This is a genomic window from Pseudomonas sp. WS 5412 (genome assembly GCF_012985615.1).
GTDB classification, from domain to species: Bacteria; Pseudomonadota; Gammaproteobacteria; order Pseudomonadales; family Pseudomonadaceae; genus Aquipseudomonas; species Aquipseudomonas shahriarae.
This window is the reverse complement of the sequence record NZ_JAARMB010000020.1, coordinates 38,914-56,418: the sequence shown is the minus strand read 5'-3', so window position 1 is coordinate 56,418 and position 17,505 is coordinate 38,914. Positions and strand designations below refer to the sequence as shown.

The following is a 17,505-nucleotide window of genomic DNA, read 5'->3' as shown; positions in this document are numbered from 1 at the left end:
CCTCCACCCACCGTTTTCTTTATTCCGGGGCCTCACTGTTCATGATCATTTCGTCCGCATCGGATTACCGCGAAGCCGCACGCCGCAAACTGCCGCGTTTCCTGTTCGACTATATTGACGGTGGCGCGTACGCCGAGCACACCCTCAAGGCCAACAGTTCGGACCTGGCAGACATCAGCCTGCGCCAGCGTGTCCTGCGCAACGTCGAGAGCCTGAGCCTGGAGACCACGCTGTTCGACCAACCGCTGGCGATGCCGGTGGTCATGAGCCCGGTAGGCCTGACCGGCATGTTTGCCCGACGCGGGGAAGTCCAGGTGGCCAACGCGGCGGCCAATAAAGGGGTGCCGTTTTGCCTGTCGACCGTGTCGGTGTGCCCGATCGAGGAAGTAGCGTCGCAGACGGCGCAGTCGATCTGGTTTCAACTGTATGTATTGAAAGACCGCGGCTTCATGAAAAACGCCCTGGAACGTGCGCAAGCCGCCGGGGTGAAAACCCTGGTGTTTACCGTCGACATGCCCACCCCCGGCGCCCGCTACCGTGATGCCCACTCCGGCATGTCCGGCCCGTACGCCGCCCAGCGGCGCATGTTGCAGGCCGTGACCAAACCGGCCTGGGCGTTTGATGTAGGGCTGATGGGCCGCCCCCACGACCTGGGCAATATCTCCAAATACCTGGGCAAACCGACCCACCTTGAAGACTACATCGGCTGGCTCGCTACCAACTTCGACCCCTCCATCAGCTGGAAAGACCTGGAGTGGATCCGCGAGTTCTGGAAGGGCCCAATGATCATCAAGGGCATCCTCGACCCACAGGACGCCAAGGACGCGGTGAGTTTCGGCGCCGACGGCATCGTCGTGTCCAACCACGGCGGCCGCCAGCTCGATGGTGTGTTGTCCACCGCCAAGGCTCTGCCTGAGATTGCCCAGGCGGTTGGCAGCGACCTCACGGTGCTGGTGGACTCCGGGGTGCGTTCGGGGCTGGACGTGGTGCGCATGCTCGCCCTCGGCGCCCGTGGCGTATTGCTGGGACGAGCGCCTGCTTATGCGCTGGCTGCCGATGGCCAGCGCGGTGTAGAGAATCTGCTGGATATCTTTGCCAAGGAAATGCGCGTGGCCATGACCCTGACCGGGGTTACGTCGATTGCGCAGATTGATGAGTCAATCCTGGTGCGCGGGCAGATCTGACCCGCCAGCCTCAGGCTTCGCTGATTTTGCTGACACTGGTGATCTGTCCATTCCAGACCATCTCGTAATGGGCGGCCTGGACAATCGACGACACCGGCCTGGGTGTCAGCAACGCCCAGCAGTGATCGCCTTCTGAGCGCACCGACAGGTAACGAAGGCCGGGACAACCGGCCTTCTTTAGCGCGCCCCCCAAGCGCTGGGCGTAGCTGTAGTCGTCAGGGTCGTAGATCGGATCGCTCATCGGCACCGACGTCGCATCCTTCATGGCGTCGCCGGCAAAGGTGCAAGACAGCCCACGAAAAACAAAGCGCTCATAGTTAAGGCCATGAACTCCGGACCAATACTGGTTCTGGTGATAACGCACTTCTGCCAGTGCCGTCTCGACCGTGGCCGCCAGGTACAGCACGCCAAAATCACCCGCGCTGAAACGCGATCCGGCCGGATTGACGTGGGTGAACGGGGCAATGGCGTAGGAACATCCCACAATCCCGAAGGGGATTTCCCTACGGGGTATCAGCTCGATCCGACCGACCTCATTGCCCAATCGTGGGTTGGTCAGGGCCTGGATCTGATAGAGCGCCTCAAACTCGTCGGCATCCGCCACATCGTCAAACAACGCAATCGGCGGGAATTTGGAATTGACCAGGCGATAGGCGTGCAACGGCCCGCTGGGCAAATCGCCCAACTGGCTCACCTTCACCATTGCGCACCACGCAACACGTCAATACGGCGGAAGGTCTCGTACAGGGAAATCATATCGCCCTGGGCCATAACCTCGAGGGGCGAGCGCCCGTTGAAAAACGCATTGTCGTTGGCCATCGCCGCAAAGCCGTACACGTTCTCGGGGTTATCGAACACCATGCGCAGCGTGGCGTGGATGTTCAGCACAAAACTGATGCGCTGCATCTGGTCGGCATCCAGGCTCACCGACCACGCGGCATCGCGCTGCCGCGCACGGGTATAAGTGCTGCGCGAGATACGCAGGATGCGACAGGCCTGGTCGCTGCTGGCCTGCCATTTTTCCAGGATGCCCACGGCCGCCCGGAGTCCGGCGACACATTGCTCCCGGGTGAAGGGCTGTGCTTGAAGGGCTAGGCTCATGGTTGCCACCTCGGAATTAATCTATAGATTCAAATATAGACAATATGAGTCTACAGAGCAAACCAGCGTTGGATAAACGTCAGCTATTACAACCAAAACCATCAGCAGTGTGGTTTTTGTATTTCGAATCGCACTTTACCGCCTGATGGGTGAGAATGGTTCCCGTCTACCTCTTCCCAATCTCTTTGTGCACGAGCCCCCAAGAAATGGAATTCAACGCGCCTTCTTCGTCCCGCTGGCTCCTGGCCTTGTTCGGTGCAAGCCTGCTGTCACTGTCCGGCTGCCAGAGCCACACCCCCGAACAGGCGGCAGCCTCAGCGGCAGCACAGCTGCAACAAAAAGACGAAAAATTCGTCACTACGTTCCAAACGATATTGCGCGGCTATGCCCTGGCCGCCAATGAACAGGAACTGACGGGGGTGATGAATATGATCCTGACCGTCGATGCGCAGAACCACGTAGTGGACTGCTCAGCCCAACGCGGAACCCTGCTGCCCAACGAGGGCCAGAACAACCTGCGCCAGGCAAAGCTGGCCAAATTGGTCACCGAACTGTGCTGGACCACCTTGTTTCCCGAAGTCTCGCCCAAGGTCTTCGCCGATGCCAAGGACACCCAAAAGATTATCGCCCCCATGGTGTTCACCCCTCTGATTGGGCTTTCGGAAGAACAGCAACAACTGCAGAAAAAGCGCATCGACCTCTACCGGCAGATCCGCTTCTTCCGTGAACAATTGTTTGTCGGGCATGACCCCCAGAGTATTGGCGTCGCGAGCTTCCACTTCATCGCCGATGCTCAGGGCAAAGTGAGTGAGTGCATGGTCAACCTGAATCAAAGCCCGTACCGCTCACAAGGCTTCAAGGTAGATAGCGCGTTGCAGCAGCGCCTTGTCACGCAGTGCAAACGACTGGACTTGCGACAGATGCCGGGGTTTGCCAACTATCCTCAAGGCCTGCCCCAGGGTTACGTGGAGGTGGACTACAGCCCTTGGATGAATGGAGCCAAGCAGCTTTGAGCCTAGGGTTGGGGCACGGTTCAGGGGCAGCCGAAGCCCATCTTCAGCCGATCGACATCAACCCACCCACGAAATGAATGGTCGCCGCAGACGGCTGCATGTCTAACCGGCAAGCAGCACGTCACGCTCCCAGAGAGCCCTGCGCGTGCTTTTGCACCAGGCAAAAAAAAACCCGGAAATCCTCACTTACGTGGGCCTTCCGGATTTTCTAAACCGCCAAAAATGGTGGGTCGTGTGGGATTCGAACCTACGACCAATTGGTTAAAAGCCAACTGCTCTACCAACTGAGCTAACGACCCGCTGTGTGGTGGCGCGTATAATACTGATTTCTAAGGATTATTCAACACCTTATTTTAAATAAATCAGAAATAACGCGTTGGGTCAGTAATTCCGGCCGCTTGGAAGCCTTCAGCACGCAGGCGGCAGCTGTCACATTTCCTACAGGCACGACCATCATTGTCCGCCTGGTAGCAGGAAACAGTCAGCGAGTAGTCGACACCCAGCCTTACACCCGCCTTGACGATATCCGCCTTGCTCAGGTTTTGCAGCGGCGCCTGGATACGGAAGCCGTGGCCTTCTACGCCGGCCTTGGTCGCCAGGTTGGCCATACGCTCGAACGATTCGACGAACTCTGGGCGGCAGTCCGGGTAGCCGGAGTAGTCCACCGCGTTGACGCCGATAAAGATGTCACGGGCGTTGAGCACTTCTGCCCAGCCCAGGGCCAGCGAGAGGAACACGGTGTTACGGGCCGGCACATAGGTGACCGGAATGCCCTCTGTGGGCGCCTCAGGCACGTCGATGGTGTTGTCAGTCAAGGCCGAGCCGCCAATACCATTGAGGTTCAGGCCGATTACCTTGTGCTCCACCACGCCGAGGTCGCGAGCAACCCGGGCGGCGGCGTGCAACTCGGCATGGGAACGCTGGCCGTAGTCGAAACTCATGGTGTAGCAGCTGTAACCCTCGGCACGGGCCATCGCCACCACGGTGGCGGAGTCAAGGCCGCCGGACAGCAGGATTACCGCACGTTTTTGATCAGTCGTTTGTTCAGTCATTTCAGCGTCCCGGCTCGTCATTCCAAAGGTATTTATGCAGCTGCAATTGCAGGCGCACCGGCAGGTTGTCCGCAACCACCCAATCAGCGAGGTCGCGAGCGTTCAAGTCATGGTGGCTTGGAGAGAACAACACCTCGCCGGCGCGTCGGTCCAGGCCGTACTGGATCAGCTTGGAGTTGGCCCAGTCATAGTCGTCCCGCGAACAAATGACGAACTTGACCTGGTCGTTGGCCGTCAGCAGCTCGATGTTCTCATAACGGTTGCGATGCGCCTCCTTGGAGTCCGGGGTTTTCAAGTCAACCACTCGGCTGACGCGAGGATCGACCGCGGAAATGTCCAGGGCACCACTGGTTTCCAGCGACACTTCGTAACCGGCGTCACACAGCTGCTTGAGCAAAGGAATGGCATTGGGCTGGGCCAGGGGCTCGCCGCCTGTCACGCAGACGTAGCGCGGCCGGAAGCCTGCAACCTGCTCCAGGATGTCGTCGAGGGTACGAATGGTGCCGCCGCTGAAGGCGTAGGCGCTGTCACAGTACTGGCAGCGCAACGGGCAGCCGGTGAGGCGCACAAATACTGTGGGCAGGCCGGCAGTGCGCGTTTCACCCTGTAACGAGTAAAAAACTTCGGTGATGCGTAATGTGTCTTGCATAGTCGCCACGGGCGTAACAGCTAAACAGGCTGTCCGCCTCCGTCAGGCACTTCATGGGATCCCGGCAAAGCGTGAACCCCAAAAAGCGTATTTCATAAAAGGGCGTGGATTCTAACGAAAAAACCCGCGACAGGCGCGGGTTTCTTCCAAGCGGGACAGCAGTGCTTACAAACGCTGCAAATCGCGCTGAGCCAACTGGGCAGCAGAGGTCCCAGGATATTGGGCCACTACTTGCTGCAGAATGCCTTTGACCTTGTCGGTATGACCCAGGCGGCGCTCTACGTCAGCCAGTTTGTACAACGAATCAGGCACCTTGGCATGCTTGGGGTAAAGCTGGCTGACCTTGGCAAACGCCTGGCCTGCACCTTGCAAATCACCCTTGGCCAGGTTGACCTCACCCAACCAGTACTGGGCATTGCCCGCGTACTGGCTGTTTGGATAACGTCCCAGGAAAGCGGTGAACGCTTTGCTGGCCTTGTCGAAGTCCTTGGCTTTGATCAGGTCGAAGGCTGCATCGTAATACAGCTTTTCCTTGGCCGGATCAGCCGGTTCGCTGCTGGCTGCAGGGGCCTGTGCGGCGCCTGCGGCTGCACCACCGGCGGCGCTTGCAGCGCCACCGGCAGAAGAATTCTCAGGAGTCGCGGCAGGTGTAACGCCGGTTCCTATACGCCGATCAAGATCCTGGTATCGCTCCAGGCCTTCTTGCTTCAGGCGGTTCACTTCATTTTGCAGAACCTCAATCGCACCTTGTTGCTGTGCCAATTGATCCTGCATGCGTTGCAGCTGGTTAAACAGCTCGCCCTGTGCCGAGGGAGCGGCAGTAGCCGCTCCCCCTGCATAGGCGCCGTTCGTGCCATAACCTGCTGGTGGATAACTACTCCCACTATTGTTATAGCCAGAGTTGCTATCTTCCACGGGAACCGCAGCCCACACCGCAAGCGGTGCGAGGCTGAGAGCCAATACGGTTACTACACGACGGCACGTTCGCATGACGAATTACTTACGCAGTTCGACGCGACGGTTTTGAGCCCAGGATTGCTCGTCGTTGCCGGTAGCAACTGGACGCTCTTCACCGTAGGAAACCAGTTCCAGCTGAGCTGGGGAAACACCTTGCAGTACCAGGTAGCGCTGAACGGCTTTCGCACGACGCTCGCCCAGTGCCATGTTGTACTCACGAGTACCACGTTCGTCGGTGTTGCCTTCCAGAACAACGCGAGCGCCGTTACCTTTCAGGTCTTTCGCGTGAACGTCCAGAGCGCGCATGGCTTCTGGCTTCAGGTCCGAACTGTCGTATTCGAAGTAGAAAGTGGTGATTGCGCGCAGAGCAGCTTCTTCGCTCAGGGAGCCGTCAACTGCACCAGTGTTAGCGCCGTAACCAGCGTTTGGATCAACAGCTGCGCCTTCACCGGCATTGTCGCCGCCTTTAGACGAGCAACCAACGGCTACGGACAGAGCCAGAGCCAGAGCAGCAAACTTACCAAACTTCAGCATTTCCATCGTGAAACTCCTAATGAACCCCAGTGTGTTAAGTACTTCTTTTTGTAGCGCCGCGTCAGTTCAGGTAAGGGGACCAGGATGGTTCTCTGACTTCGCCTTGTGCGGTAGGAAGCGGGAGCCTTACGCGTCCATTAATGGACACGAGCATCAAGACTCCCCGGCCCTGCTGGCGGGTGGCGTAGATTACCATGGTGCCGTTGGGCGCAACAGTAGGCGACTCATCAAGAGTGCTATCTGTGAGGATTTTTACGCTTCCGCGCTGCAAATCCTGGGCCGCCACCTTGAAATTAGTGAAACCATCCTGGCGATGAATCATTACCAGGGTCTTTTCATCAGCCGAAAGCTTCGGATTGGCGTTGTAGTTACCGATAAAGGTCACACGCTCCGCACCACCACCGCCAACACTGCTCTTATAGATCTGCGGTTTGCCGCCACGGTCTGAAGTGAAGTAGATGGTCGAACCATCCTTGCCCCAGAACGGTTCGGTGTTGATGCCAGGACCGGAAGTGACGCGGGTGATCTGGCGCGAACCAAGGTTCATCACGTAGATATCCGGGTTACCGTCCTTGGACAGCACGAATGCCAGGCGATTGCCATCCGGCGACCAGGCTGGCGCGCCGTTCAGGCCTTCGAAGTTGGTGATCTGCTCACGGCGACCGGTATCAATGTGCTGAACGAAGATGCGCGGACGCTTCTGTTCAAACGACACGTAGGCGATACGCTTGCCATCCGGGGCAAAACGCGGCGACAGGATTGGCTCGCGCGATTGCAACAGAGTCACTGCACGGGCACCGTCGTAGTCCGAACGTTGCAGGGTGTAGCGGGTGTTGTTCACCGAGAAACGCTCAGCCGTCACGTACAGGATGCGGGTGGAGAACGCACCTTTGATACCGACCAGTTTCTCGAACGATTGGTCGGCGATGTAGTGCGCCATGTCCCGCAGTTGGTCGACGCTGCCCGACACGCTACCGGTCAGCACTTGCTGCTCGGTGGCCACGTTGAACAGGGCGTATTGCACCTGCAAGCGACCGCCTGCTGGAACGATGCTACCTACCATCAGGTACTGGGCGCCCAGGGCTTTCCAGTCACGGTAGATCACTTCGCTGCCTTGGGTCGGCTGGCTGATCATGTTCTGTTTCGGAATTGGCGCGTAGTAACCCGAGTTGCGCAGGTCATTACCAATGATTTCCGCCATATCGTCCGGCAGCACGCTGCCGCCCTGCCAGCCAAACGGTACAACCGCAATCGGAGTGGCCCGATCGCTCCCGCTGGTTACCAGGATGTTCTTTTCATCCGCCGCCGCTATCCCTGCCATGCAGCAAATAACGACAAGCATTCCTCGAAGAAGGTTTCTCACAAGGCTAGATCCTCAGGTGTGAATGTCATCTTGAATGAACGATAGGGAGCGAAGTCGCTTGGTTTCATTCCCTGCATCTCGGTCAGCCGGCCAATATTCTTGACCGCTGCAACCGCCGAACTGTCGAACGAACCATCGCCACTGGACTTGGCCACGCTGACCGAAGTCACCGTACCATCCGGCAACATGCCGATCTGCAGCACGACTGTCATGCCTTTGCGTGCCGAAGGTGGACGTGTCCAGCCCTCCGCTGCGCGCGCGCGAATCAGATCGTCGAAACTGCCCGCGACTTCATCACCACGTTCATCGGCCAAGGCTTGCTGACGTTGCGGCGTATCGGAAAGCAAATCTGCCAGGGCCTGGGCCTTTTTATCTTCGGCGGATTTGCGCGCTGCTTCCTGGGCCTTTTTCTTGGAGGCGTCGGCGGCAGCTTTCTTCTTCGCGTCGTCGGCGATTTTCTTCTTCGCCTCGTCTGCTTCAGCTTTTTTCTTGGCGTCTTCGGCGGCTTTCTTCTTCGCGTCTTCGACTATCTTCTTCTTGGCTTCTTCAGCGGCCTTTTTCTTGGCCTCTTCTTCAGCCGCTTTCTTGGCTTCTTCTTCAGATTTCTTCTTGGCTATATCAGCCAATTGTTTCTCTTCGGCTTTTTTAGCTTCGGCAGCTTTCTCGGCTTTCTTGGCTTCATCAGCCTTTTTCGCCTCGTCGGCCTTCTTCGCTTCGTCAGCCTTTTTCGATTCCTCGGCCTTTTGAGCCGCCTCGTCTTTCTTTTGTTCCGCAGCAGCCTTCACCGCTTCCTGCTCGACCTTCTTCTGTTCCATCTGTTCGACTTCAGTCTGGCGCGCAGCCGACTTCTGGGCCTCACCCGCAATCTTCTGATTGGTCTGGGTGGTGGCCTGACTTTTCGATTTCAGCTGATACAGGGTCGCCTGCACGATCGGCTTGGCTGGCGGCAGCTCCGGGGTCATGGCAAAGCTGACAAACAGCATGCCAAACACCAGAACGTGCAGGGCTATTGCCCAGACGCTAGGCCAGAAGAAGCTTTCCGAGGCGGACGGCTCTCGCTGTTGCTGCATCAGGGCGCCTCGGTAATCAAGCCAACATTACCGACCCCGGCTTTCTGCAGCCCGCCCATGGCGCCCATGACGGAGCCATAGTCGACCGACTTGTCACCGCGGATGAACACCTGGGTGTGCTTGCCGCCTTCGTTGCCGGCGCGGATGATTTTGGTCACGGCGTCGGTCATTTGCGGCAAGGTCATGGCCTTGTCCTGCTGCTTCTGGGTATCGACTTCGCTGCCAAGGTTCCAGTAATAGGTCTTGTCAGCCTTGATCGAAATGGTCAGGACCTGGGTGTTGTTGTCCTGCGGCAAGGCTTCGCTGGAAACCTTGGGCAGATCAACTTTCACCCCCTGATTGAGCATCGGCGCGGTCACCATGAAGATCACCAGCAGCACCAGCATCACGTCGATGTAAGGCACTACGTTCATCTCGGCGACCGGCTTGCGCTTTTTGCGAGCTCGAGCGATTAAAGCCATTGGGAATTACCTGCTTATTCTTCGCTGGTGTGCACTTTACGGTGCAGGATCGCCTGGAATTCATCGGCGAAGGTGTAGTAACGGCCAATCAGGGTTTCGCTGGTGGCGGCGAAACGGTTGTAGGCGATTACTGCGGGGATTGCAGCGAACAGGCCGATGGCAGTGGCGATCAGCGCTTCGGCGATACCCGGGGCCACGGTGGCCAGGGTCGCTTGCTGGGCCGTTGCCAGGCCACGGAAGGAGTTCATGATGCCCCATACGGTACCGAACAGGCCGATATACGGGCTGACCGAACCGACGGTGGCCAGAAATGGCAGGCTCTGCTCGAGTTTTTCTTCCTCACGGGAGATCGCTACGCGCATCGCACGGGCCACGCCTTCCATGACGGCTTCCGGGTCAACGCCGGACTGCTGGCGCAGGCGGGAGAATTCCTTGAAGCCGGCGCGGAAGATCTGCTCGACGCCCGAATCCGGGTCCGGGTTGCTGCCCGCCTGGCGATACAGCTTGGACAGGTCGATACCCGACCAGAAGCGCTCTTCGAAGCTCTCCAGGGCACGTCGACCGGCACGCAGCAGGTTGCTGCGCTGAAAAATCATGACCCATGAGGTAACCGATGCGGCTACCAGGGTCAGCATGACCAGTTGAACCACGACACTGGCATTGCTGACCAGGCTCCACATGGAGGAATGGTCGACGACGGTAGGTTCCACGCTAAATCTCCTGCTTTGATTGTTGACCCGCGCCGCTCACGTTGGCAAAGGCCGCACGTAGAGTTTCGGGAATGGCCCTGGGTTTCAAACTGTTGGTGCGCACACACGCCACCAGGAACTGCCCCTCACAGAGCAGCGTTGCATCCGTTGCCCGCCTGACCTGCTGTTTAAAGCGCAGGCTGACACGGTTCAATTCGATTACTTCCGCGCTGACCAGCAATTCATCGTCCAGTCGCGCCGGCGCGTAGTAACGGGCCTCGCTGGAATGCACGACAAATAACAGGTCCTCCCCTGCCAGCTGGGATTGGGCAAAGCCCAGCTCCCGTAGCCGCTCGGTTCGAGCCCGCTCCATGAACTTTAGATAATTGACGTAATACACGATGCCGCCCGCATCGGTGTCCTCGTAATAAACGCGACAGCGATGTGCGAACGACTGATCCCCGTTTTGCGCGCGCATACTCTAGTGCTTACTCCTCAGGTTGCCAATCCGGCCAGGCAACTGTTTTTCATTCTCTGCAGCATTTCTAACGAAAGAATGACGACGCCAGCCACTAGGACAGCACAAACGTCGAATAAATCGACCCGCCATACCTTTTTAATCGTCCACTGCATCGAGGAATTCGTCTACCACAGGCATCTCCCCCAATCGTGACGGAATGTTTAACCCAAAGTGCAAATACGCATGGCGCGTGACCACGCGGCCCCTCGGCGTGCGCATGATGTAACCCTGTTGAATCAGGTACGGCTCCAGCACATCTTCGATGGTATGGCGCTCCTCACTGATCGCCGCCGCCAGGCTGTCCACGCCCACTGGCCCGCCATCGAACTTCTCGATCATGGTCAACAGCAGGCGCCGGTCCTGGTGGTCAAAGCCATGTTCATCGACATCCAGCAGGTTCAGCGCCAGGTCGGCCACGGCCTTGGTGATATGCCCCTTGGCCCGCACTTCGGCAAAATCGCGCACCCGCCGCAGTAAGCGGTTGGCGATCCGCGGCGTGCCACGCGCCCGACGGGCAATCTCGAAGGCACCCTCAGGGTCCAGCGGCAAGCCGAGAATCCCTGCCGACCGACTGACAATCGTCGCCAGATCGGCAGTGCTATAAAACTCTAGACGTTGAACAATGCCGAAACGGTCTCGCAACGGATTGGTCAGCATGCCGGCACGGGTGGTGGCGCCGACCAGAGTGAAGGGCGGCAGGTCGAGCTTGATCGAGCGCGCCGCCGGCCCTTCGCCAATCATGATATCCAGCTGGAAATCTTCCATGGCCGGGTACAGCACTTCTTCGACGATGGGCGACAGCCGGTGGATTTCGTCGATGAACAGCACATCATGGGGTTCAAGGTTGGTCAGCAACGCAGCCAGGTCGCCGGGGCGCTCCAGCACCGGACCGGAGGTGCTCTTGATCGACACCCCCATTTCCTGGGCGATGATATTGGCCAGGGTGGTCTTGCCCAGCCCCGGCGGACCGAAGATCAACGTATGGTCCAGGGATTCGGCACGCCCGCGCGCCGCCTGGATGAACAGCTCCATCTGCTCACGCACAGTGGGCTGGCCGATGTAGTCGGCAAGGCTCAGGGGGCGGATGGCCCGGTCCTGGACCTCTTCACGGTCGCGAGGGCCGGTGGCCGCAATCAGACGATCAGCTTCAATCACTTAAATCATTCCCTTCAGGGCTCGGCGGATCATGTCTTCAGCGCTCAGGTTCTTGTCCTTGATGGCCGACACTGCCTTGCTGGCTTCCTGCGGCTTGTAGCCCAGGGAGATCAGCGCATTGACGGCATCGCTTTCGGCACTGGCGACCTGGGCCGCCGGCATATCCGGCTGGTTCGGCACCAGGGCAAACATGCTGGGCGCCACTTCCCAGGCTTTGAAGCGGTCCTTGAGCTCCACCAACAGGCGCTCAGCGGTTTTCTTACCGACCCCTGGCACCTTGGTCAGCGCCGAGGTGTCCTGGGCCGAAACGGCACGTACCAGTTCGTCCACTTCCAGGCTCGACATCAAGGCCAGGGCCAGTTTCGGGCCCACACCATTGAGGCGGATCAGCTCACGGAAGAAGTCACGGTCGCGCTTGCCGATGAAACCATAGAGTAGTTGCGCGTCTTCGCGCACCACCAGATGGGTGTGCAAGGTTATCGGCTCACCGACCGACGGTAGGCGGTACAGGGTGGTCATGGGCACTTCCAGCTCATACCCCAGCCCGTTTACATCCAGAATCAGGTGCGGCGGCTGTTTCTCAGCCAGGGTGCCGCGCAAGCGTCCAATCACGGTTCAGATCCTTAAAGCTTGAGGTCAGATCGAGGCCCGACCATAACGATTGCGCTGATGCTATCAGAGACGCAGGCGCCCGCCACGACTGCGTGCCGTGCCAAGGCCATGGGGCAGCAGACTGGAACGGGTATGGGCATGGCAAATGGCAATGGCCAGGGCGTCAGAGGCGTCGATCTGTGGCTTGGAGGTGAGTTTGAGCATATGCATGACCATCATCTGCACCTGCTCTTTATTCGCCGCGCCGGTACCGACCACCGCCTGCTTGACCTGGGTCGCAGTGTATTCGGCGATTTCCATGCCCTCCTCCGCCCCGGCAACAATGGCTGCGCCCCGCGCCTGGCCCAGCTTCAAGGCCGAGTCGGCATTTTTGGCCATGAACACCTTTTCAATGCCCATGGTCACCGGCCCGTAGGTCTGGATCACTTCACGCACACCGCGATAGACGATCTGCAAACGCTCGGCCAACTCGCCGGCGCCAGTGCGGATACAACCCGACGCCACGTAGACGCAGCCACGCGGGGTGTGCTGCACCACGCCAAAGCCGGTGATGCGTGAACCGGGGTCGATACCTAGGATTAAAGTCATAACGCCTGCAGGTTGGGTAAACACATTTTTTGATACAGCGAAGATCCAATGTGGGAACGGGCTTGCTCGCGAAAGCGGTGTTTCAGTCAACGCATGTACTGACTGACCGCTTTCGCGAGCAAGCCCGCTCCCACATTTTGGTCTACACCAGCCTTCAGACTAGCTGTGCGGCCACGTCTTCTGGAATGTCGGCGTTGGAGTAGACGTTCTGCACATCATCCAGGTCTTCAAGCATATCCAGCATCTTGAGCACCTTCTGCGCGCCGTCCAGGTCCAGTTCGGCACTGGTGGTCGGCAGCATGACGATTTCCGCGTCGGTCCCCTTGAAACCAGCGGCTTCCAGGGCGTTACGCACCGCGTAGAAGCCGGCAAACGAGGTAAACACGTCGATGGAGCCGTCTTCGTTGGTCACCACGTCGTCGGCATCTGCCTCCATCGCGGCTTCCATCAGCGCATCTTCATCCGTACCCGGCGCAAAGGTAATCTGCCCCTTGCGCTCGAACAGATAGGCCACCGAGCCATCCGTGCCGAGGTTACCGCCACACTTGCTGAACGCATGGCGCACGGCCGCCGCAGTACGGTTGCGGTTGTCAGTCATGCACTCGACCATCACCGCGACGCCGCCCGGGCCGTAGCCTTCGTAGGTCAGCTCGACCATGTCGTCGGTATCCGCCGCACCGGCGCCACGGGCCACGGCGCGGTCGATGATGTCGCGACTCATGTTGGCGCCCAGGGCCTTGTCCAGCGCCAGGCGCAGGCGCGGGTTGGAGCCTGGATCACCGCCACCTTGGCGGGCAGCAACCGTCAGTTCACGAATCCACTTGGTGAAGATCTTGCCTTTTTTGGCATCCTGACGCTCTTTGCGGTGCTTGATGTTCGCCCACTTGGAATGGCCAGCCATAACACAACTCCGAAATTCTCTAGAAACCTTTCAATCCCGCCCCAGGCGAGATTTCCCTCTTTTAAACGCAAAGGCGCATCCGAAGATGCGCCTTTTTGACTGCGTACAACCTTATCGCGCTTTCACGCCGCAGCCTTACTCAGCCTTCGGCGCCTCGCGCAGACGGATGTGCAGCTCGCGCAGTGCCTTGGCATCCACCACACCTGGAGCCTGGGTCATGACGTCCGCAGCACTCTGGGTTTTCGGGAAGGCAATCACTTCACGGATCGACTGGGCACCGGTCATCAGCATCACCAGGCGGTCAAGGCCGAAGGCCAGGCCACCGTGGGGTGGAGCACCGTATTTCAGGGCATCGAGCAGGAAGCCGAACTTCTCTTCCTGTTCCGCTTCGTTGATGCCCAGCAGGCGGAACACCGACTGTTGCATCTCCTTGCGGTGGATACGGATCGAACCGCCGCCCAACTCAGTACCGTTGAGCACCATGTCGTAGGCACGGGACAGCGCGCCGGCTGGGTTGGCTTCCAGCTCCTGTGGCGTGCACTTGGGTGCGGTGAACGGGTGGTGCAGGGCGCTGAAGCTGCCGTCGTCGTTTTCTTCGAACATCGGGAAGTCGACAACCCACATCGGGGCCCACTTGCAGGTCAGCAGGTCGAGGTCGTGACCCAGTTTGATCCGCAGCGCGCCCAGGGCTTCGCTGACGATCTTGGCCTTGTCGGCACCGAAGAACACGATATCGCCATCGACTGCGCCAACGCGATCGAGGATCACATTGAGCTTGTCTTCCGGGATGTTCTTGACGATTGGCGACTGCAGGCCTTCAACACCCTTGGCGCGCTCGTTGACCTTGATGTACGCCAGGCCCTTGGCACCGTAGATACCCACGAACTTGGTGTAGTCGTCGATCTGCTTGCGCGGCATGCTCGCGCCGCCTGGCACGCGCAGTGCGGCGATGCGGCATTTCGGGTCGTTGGCCGGGCCGCTGAACACCTTGAAGTCGACTTCCTTGAGCTGATCGGCAACGTCAACCAGTTCCAGCGGGTTACGCAGGTCTGGCTTGTCGGAACCGTAGCGGCGCATGGCCTCTTCGAAGGTCATGTGCGGGAACTCGCCGAATTCCAGACCCAGCACTTCCTTGAACAGGTTGCGGATCATTTCTTCGGTCAGGCCCATGATCTCTTTTTCATCGAGGAAACTGGTCTCGATGTCGATCTGGGTGAATTCCGGCTGACGGTCGGCGCGCAGGTCTTCGTCGCGGAAGCACTTGGCGATCTGGTAGTAACGGTCGAAGCCGGCGACCATCAGCAGTTGCTTGAACAACTGTGGCGATTGCGGCAAGGCGAAGAAGCTACCGGCGTGGGTACGGCTTGGCACCAGGTAGTCACGTGCGCCTTCTGGCGTAGCGCGGGTCAGGATCGGCGTCTCGACGTCGAGGAAGCCGTTCTCGTCGAGGAAGCGACGGATGCTGGTGGTCATGCGCGAACGCAGGCGCAGCTTCTCGGCCATTTCCGGGCGACGCAGGTCGAGGAAGCGATAACGCAGGCGGGTTTCTTCGCCAACGTCAGAGAACTCGTTGAGTGGGAACGGCGGGGTTTCCGACTCGTTCAGCACTTCGAGCTCATAGCCCAGGACTTCGATCATGCCCGACGCCATGTTGGCGTTGGTGGCACCGGCCGGACGCAGGCGGACCTTACCGGTGATTTTCACGACGTACTCGCTGCGCACGCGGTCGGCGGCGGCGAAGCTCTCGGCGCGATCCGGGTCGAATACCACCTGGGCCAGACCATCACGATCACGGATATCGAGGAAAATCACCCCGCCATGGTCGCGGCGACGGTGAACCCATCCGCAAAGGGTGATTTCCTGACCTTCCAGGGTCTCGTTCAGTTGGCCGCAATAGTGGCTGCGCATCATGGTAGTGGTTTCACTTCTCGTAATTCGAAATTCGGTGGAGTTCCTGCTCGGACACCGCACCTTTTAAGTCAGGCCACGGATAATGCAGGAGCTCGCGCGTAGAGTTCAACTCAGTCTGCTTTGTCGCCGCCCGCCAGATTCTTCTTGGCGCCGGTCTTGAAGTCGGTCTCGTACCAGCCGCTACCGCTCAGGCGAAAACCCGGCATGGACAGCATCTTTTTCAGCTCGGGCGCCTGGCAAGCAGGGCAATCGACCAACGGCGCGTCGCTGATCTTCTGAATGGCTTCCAACTGGTGACCACAGGAAGCGCATTGGTAATCGTACATGGGCATGGGATGTCTCGGCGATCACGTCATTGCTGCGCTGCGCCCGGGTAGAGCCGGTTGCGCAGCAAAGGGCGAGATTATATCCGTTAAATCGAGGCTGTGCAGCCGTGGCAACGTGCAACGCACTATATAGAAACACCCCTGCGGCTCCGGTCTCGGCTAACCCGGCTATATAAGGCCCGCCTGATTGACGGCTGAAGCCTGCCCTTTCAACGCATGAACCACACACACGACCCGGACCAGACCGCTGAAATTCTTCACCCCGCCATAACGCAAGTGCACCTCGCGATCCACGTAGGACAGCAACGCACTGACCGAACAGGTATTGATCCTGGCGATTTCGCCAAGAATATTCCAATACACTTCTTCAAGCCGCAGGCATGTTGAAAAACCATTCAACCGGACAGAGCGCGACAGTGGCCGTGCCAATGCCATATCGAACCCTTTGACGAAAGGGTCGATCTTTATCTTGTAGACGCCGGAAGTTTCCAGCACACCTTTACCCGTACTACGCGACATACACCTGACACTCCCTTGCCAAACGGCTCTTGAACAAACGGCTGTTATTGGCCGTTGAGCCTATAAAACATCAAGCAGGCAAGTGCAGCCAGAAGAAGGAGAGTTGTTGTGCGTAGGACAAGCCAACGCAGGTATCAGGAAGCAATCAGCTGAAGCCAGTGGCGCCTGCCAGGCACCACTGGCCTGCGGTGCTTACTTGCCTTCGAGCAGCGAGCGCAGCATCCAGGCGGTCTTTTCGTGGATCTGCATACGCTGGGTCAGCAAGTCCGCAGTCGGCTCATCGCTGACTTTATCAAGTAACGGGAAGATCCCACGTGCGGTGCGGGTAACGGCTTCCTGCCCATCGACAAGTTGCTTGATCATGTTTTCAGCACTGGGCACGCCTTCTTCTTCCTTGATCGAAGACAGACGGGCATAGATAGAGTAGGCACCCGGCGCAGGAAAGCCCAGGGCACGAATACGTTCGGCAATGGAGTCAACCGCCAGCGCCAGTTCGTTATATTGCTCTTCAAACATCAAGTGCAATGTACGAAACTGTGGCCCCGTGACGTTCCAATGAAAGTTATGGGTTTTCAGATAAAGTACATAGGTATCTGAAAGCAGCCGTGAAAGTCCGTCAACAATGGATTTACGATCTTCTTCGCTGATACCGATATCGATTGCCATGTCTATTCCCTTCAATTGATGAAAATTCATTGATCAGGTGCTTACCCACTCTAGCAAGAGTCCTCGCCTTGCGCAGCCCTACCGCCGCAGGTGGCCTGCGGCAAATCGCCCCTTTGCATCGCGCTCGACCAAAGGCGGCAAGGCCTGCCACGGTTAAAAACACCCGCACCTGTCTAGGACAAGGGTTTGCCGCACAAATGCGATGATCTTTGCAACGCCCTGAAACGCTTGATT

21 protein-coding genes and 1 tRNA gene are annotated in these 17,505 nt (G+C 58.6%); 2 read left to right on the top strand and 20 right to left on the bottom strand.

Annotated elements, in window-relative coordinates:
• The first annotated feature begins 41 nt into the window (after positions 1 to 41).
• The gene (gene lldD / locus HBR94_RS22565) at positions 42 to 1,184 is read left to right on the top strand and encodes an FMN-dependent L-lactate dehydrogenase LldD (RefSeq protein ID WP_057440006.1); all 1,143 of its coding nucleotides are present in this window, start codon (positions 42 to 44) and stop codon (positions 1,182 to 1,184) included.
• A gap of 10 nt (positions 1,185 to 1,194) precedes the next feature.
• Here lldD and HBR94_RS22560 read toward each other — a convergent pair whose 3' ends face one another.
• Both HBR94_RS22560 and HBR94_RS22555 read right to left on the bottom strand, forming a co-directional pair.
• The gene (locus HBR94_RS22560; protein ID WP_057444165.1) at positions 1,195 to 1,887 is read right to left on the bottom strand and encodes an RES family NAD+ phosphorylase; all 693 of its coding nucleotides are present in this window, start codon (positions 1,885 to 1,887) and stop codon (positions 1,195 to 1,197) included.
• Complete coding sequence (locus tag HBR94_RS22555) at positions 1,881 to 2,285, bottom strand: antitoxin Xre-like helix-turn-helix domain-containing protein (RefSeq protein WP_057440007.1); 405 nt, start codon at positions 2,283 to 2,285, stop codon at positions 1,881 to 1,883. The genes HBR94_RS22560 and HBR94_RS22555 overlap by 7 nt, the downstream gene beginning before the upstream one ends.
• A 155-nt stretch (positions 2,286 to 2,440) precedes the next feature.
• On the opposite strand from HBR94_RS22555, the gene HBR94_RS22550 reads away from it, so the two are divergent.
• Complete coding sequence (locus HBR94_RS22550; RefSeq protein WP_170045567.1) at positions 2,441 to 3,298, top strand: hypothetical protein; 858 nt, start codon at positions 2,441 to 2,443, stop codon at positions 3,296 to 3,298.
• 223 nt (positions 3,299 to 3,521) lie between these two features.
• Here HBR94_RS22550 and HBR94_RS22545 read toward each other — a convergent pair.
• The 18 genes from HBR94_RS22545 to HBR94_RS22460 all read right to left on the bottom strand — a co-directional run bounded on the left by HBR94_RS22545 (position 3,522) and on the right by HBR94_RS22460 (position 17,271).
• A tRNA-Lys gene (locus tag HBR94_RS22545) sits at positions 3,522 to 3,597 on the bottom strand.
• Positions 3,598 to 3,660: 63 nt separating this feature from the next.
• A complete protein-coding gene (gene queC / locus HBR94_RS22540; RefSeq protein WP_057960521.1) occupies positions 3,661 to 4,350 on the bottom strand; it encodes a 7-cyano-7-deazaguanine synthase QueC in 690 nt (229 codons plus the stop codon).
• 1 nt (position 4,351) lies between these two features.
• Positions 4,352 to 4,999 carry a 7-carboxy-7-deazaguanine synthase QueE gene (gene queE, locus HBR94_RS22535; protein WP_057441364.1) on the bottom strand — a complete coding sequence of 216 codons (648 nt, stop codon included), beginning with the start codon at positions 4,997 to 4,999 and terminating at the stop codon, positions 4,352 to 4,354.
• A gap of 165 nt (positions 5,000 to 5,164) precedes the next feature.
• Positions 5,165 to 5,989 (bottom strand): tol-pal system protein YbgF, encoded by an 825-nt coding sequence (ybgF, locus tag HBR94_RS22530; protein ID WP_057445194.1) that lies wholly within the window; start codon positions 5,987 to 5,989, stop codon positions 5,165 to 5,167.
• Between the two features lie 6 nt (positions 5,990 to 5,995).
• A complete protein-coding gene (pal, locus tag HBR94_RS22525) occupies positions 5,996 to 6,496 on the bottom strand; it encodes a peptidoglycan-associated lipoprotein Pal (protein ID WP_029300299.1) in 501 nt (166 codons plus the stop codon).
• Positions 6,497 to 6,551: 55 nt separating this feature from the next.
• A complete protein-coding gene (gene tolB / locus HBR94_RS22520; protein ID WP_154220440.1) occupies positions 6,552 to 7,832 on the bottom strand; it encodes a Tol-Pal system beta propeller repeat protein TolB in 1,281 nt (426 codons plus the stop codon).
• A 17-nt stretch (positions 7,833 to 7,849) separates the two neighbouring features.
• Positions 7,850 to 8,923 carry a cell envelope integrity protein TolA gene (tolA, locus tag HBR94_RS22515; protein ID WP_029300302.1) on the bottom strand — a complete coding sequence of 358 codons (1,074 nt, stop codon included), beginning with the start codon at positions 8,921 to 8,923 and terminating at the stop codon, positions 7,850 to 7,852.
• On the bottom strand, positions 8,923 to 9,375 hold the full coding sequence (tolR, locus tag HBR94_RS22510) for a protein TolR (RefSeq protein ID WP_162473200.1): 453 nt from the start codon (positions 9,373 to 9,375) through the stop codon (positions 8,923 to 8,925). The genes tolA and tolR overlap by 1 nt, the downstream gene beginning before the upstream one ends.
• A gap of 23 nt (positions 9,376 to 9,398) precedes the next feature.
• Positions 9,399 to 10,094: a protein TolQ gene (gene tolQ / locus HBR94_RS22505; protein WP_029300305.1), complete on the bottom strand. Its 696-nt coding sequence runs from the start codon at positions 10,092 to 10,094 to the stop codon at positions 9,399 to 9,401.
• 1 nt (position 10,095) lies between these two features.
• Complete coding sequence (ybgC, locus tag HBR94_RS22500) at positions 10,096 to 10,551, bottom strand: tol-pal system-associated acyl-CoA thioesterase (protein ID WP_057441374.1); 456 nt, start codon at positions 10,549 to 10,551, stop codon at positions 10,096 to 10,098.
• A gap of 138 nt (positions 10,552 to 10,689) precedes the next feature.
• Positions 10,690 to 11,748, bottom strand: a complete 1,059-nt coding sequence (ruvB, locus tag HBR94_RS22495) for a Holliday junction branch migration DNA helicase RuvB (RefSeq protein ID WP_029300308.1) — start codon at positions 11,746 to 11,748, stop codon at positions 10,690 to 10,692.
• Entirely contained in the window at positions 11,749 to 12,360 is a 612-nt protein-coding gene (gene ruvA / locus HBR94_RS22490; RefSeq protein WP_057441376.1) for a Holliday junction branch migration protein RuvA, read from the bottom strand.
• 63 nt (positions 12,361 to 12,423) lie between these two features.
• Entirely contained in the window at positions 12,424 to 12,948 is a 525-nt protein-coding gene (ruvC, locus tag HBR94_RS22485) for a crossover junction endodeoxyribonuclease RuvC (RefSeq protein WP_024077147.1), read from the bottom strand.
• A gap of 154 nt (positions 12,949 to 13,102) precedes the next feature.
• On the bottom strand, positions 13,103 to 13,849 hold the full coding sequence (locus HBR94_RS22480) for a YebC/PmpR family DNA-binding transcriptional regulator (RefSeq protein WP_038442836.1): 747 nt from the start codon (positions 13,847 to 13,849) through the stop codon (positions 13,103 to 13,105).
• Positions 13,850 to 13,984: 135 nt separating this feature from the next.
• A complete protein-coding gene (gene aspS, locus HBR94_RS22475; protein WP_057960524.1) occupies positions 13,985 to 15,760 on the bottom strand; it encodes an aspartate--tRNA ligase in 1,776 nt (591 codons plus the stop codon).
• A 110-nt stretch (positions 15,761 to 15,870) separates the two neighbouring features.
• Positions 15,871 to 16,092, bottom strand: a complete 222-nt coding sequence (locus tag HBR94_RS22470; RefSeq protein ID WP_057441377.1) for a zinc ribbon domain-containing protein — start codon at positions 16,090 to 16,092, stop codon at positions 15,871 to 15,873.
• A 162-nt stretch (positions 16,093 to 16,254) separates the two neighbouring features.
• Complete coding sequence (locus HBR94_RS22465) at positions 16,255 to 16,605, bottom strand: ribbon-helix-helix domain-containing protein (protein ID WP_057441379.1); 351 nt, start codon at positions 16,603 to 16,605, stop codon at positions 16,255 to 16,257.
• Between the two features lie 192 nt (positions 16,606 to 16,797).
• On the bottom strand, positions 16,798 to 17,271 hold the full coding sequence (locus HBR94_RS22460; protein WP_029300319.1) for a Dps family protein: 474 nt from the start codon (positions 17,269 to 17,271) through the stop codon (positions 16,798 to 16,800).
• Between the last annotated feature and the right edge of the window lie 234 nt (positions 17,272 to 17,505).

What these genes read in the sequence shown, in the direction of transcription:
- lldD (WP_057440006.1), top strand. Translation starts at nt 42, where the DNA reads ATGATCATTTCGTCCGCATCGGATTACCGCGAAGCCGCACGCCGCAAA.
- HBR94_RS22560 (WP_057444165.1), bottom strand. Translation starts at nt 1,887, where the DNA reads ATGGTGAAGGTGAGCCAGTTGGGCGATTTGCCCAGCGGGCCGTTGCAC.
- HBR94_RS22555 (WP_057440007.1), bottom strand. Translation starts at nt 2,285, where the DNA reads ATGAGCCTAGCCCTTCAAGCACAGCCCTTCACCCGGGAGCAATGTGTC.
- HBR94_RS22550 (WP_170045567.1), top strand. Translation starts at nt 2,441, where the DNA reads ATGGTTCCCGTCTACCTCTTCCCAATCTCTTTGTGCACGAGCCCCCAA.
- queC (WP_057960521.1), bottom strand. Translation starts at nt 4,350, where the DNA reads ATGACTGAACAAACGACTGATCAAAAACGTGCGGTAATCCTGCTGTCC.
- queE (WP_057441364.1), bottom strand. Translation starts at nt 4,999, where the DNA reads ATGCAAGACACATTACGCATCACCGAAGTTTTTTACTCGTTACAGGGT.
- ybgF (WP_057445194.1), bottom strand. Translation starts at nt 5,989, where the DNA reads ATGCGAACGTGCCGTCGTGTAGTAACCGTATTGGCTCTCAGCCTCGCA.
- pal (WP_029300299.1), bottom strand. Translation starts at nt 6,496, where the DNA reads ATGGAAATGCTGAAGTTTGGTAAGTTTGCTGCTCTGGCTCTGGCTCTG.
- tolB (WP_154220440.1), bottom strand. Translation starts at nt 7,832, where the DNA reads ATGCTTGTCGTTATTTGCTGCATGGCAGGGATAGCGGCGGCGGATGAA.
- tolA (WP_029300302.1), bottom strand. Translation starts at nt 8,923, where the DNA reads ATGCAGCAACAGCGAGAGCCGTCCGCCTCGGAAAGCTTCTTCTGGCCT.
- ybgC (WP_057441374.1), bottom strand. Translation starts at nt 10,551, where the DNA reads ATGCGCGCGCAAAACGGGGATCAGTCGTTCGCACATCGCTGTCGCGTT.
- ruvC (WP_024077147.1), bottom strand. Translation starts at nt 12,948, where the DNA reads ATGACTTTAATCCTAGGTATCGACCCCGGTTCACGCATCACCGGCTTT.
- HBR94_RS22480 (WP_038442836.1), bottom strand. Translation starts at nt 13,849, where the DNA reads ATGGCTGGCCATTCCAAGTGGGCGAACATCAAGCACCGCAAAGAGCGT.
- aspS (WP_057960524.1), bottom strand. Translation starts at nt 15,760, where the DNA reads ATGATGCGCAGCCACTATTGCGGCCAACTGAACGAGACCCTGGAAGGT.
- HBR94_RS22470 (WP_057441377.1), bottom strand. Translation starts at nt 16,092, where the DNA reads ATGCCCATGTACGATTACCAATGCGCTTCCTGTGGTCACCAGTTGGAA.
- HBR94_RS22465 (WP_057441379.1), bottom strand. Translation starts at nt 16,605, where the DNA reads ATGTCGCGTAGTACGGGTAAAGGTGTGCTGGAAACTTCCGGCGTCTAC.
- HBR94_RS22460 (WP_029300319.1), bottom strand. Translation starts at nt 17,271, where the DNA reads ATGGCAATCGATATCGGTATCAGCGAAGAAGATCGTAAATCCATTGTT.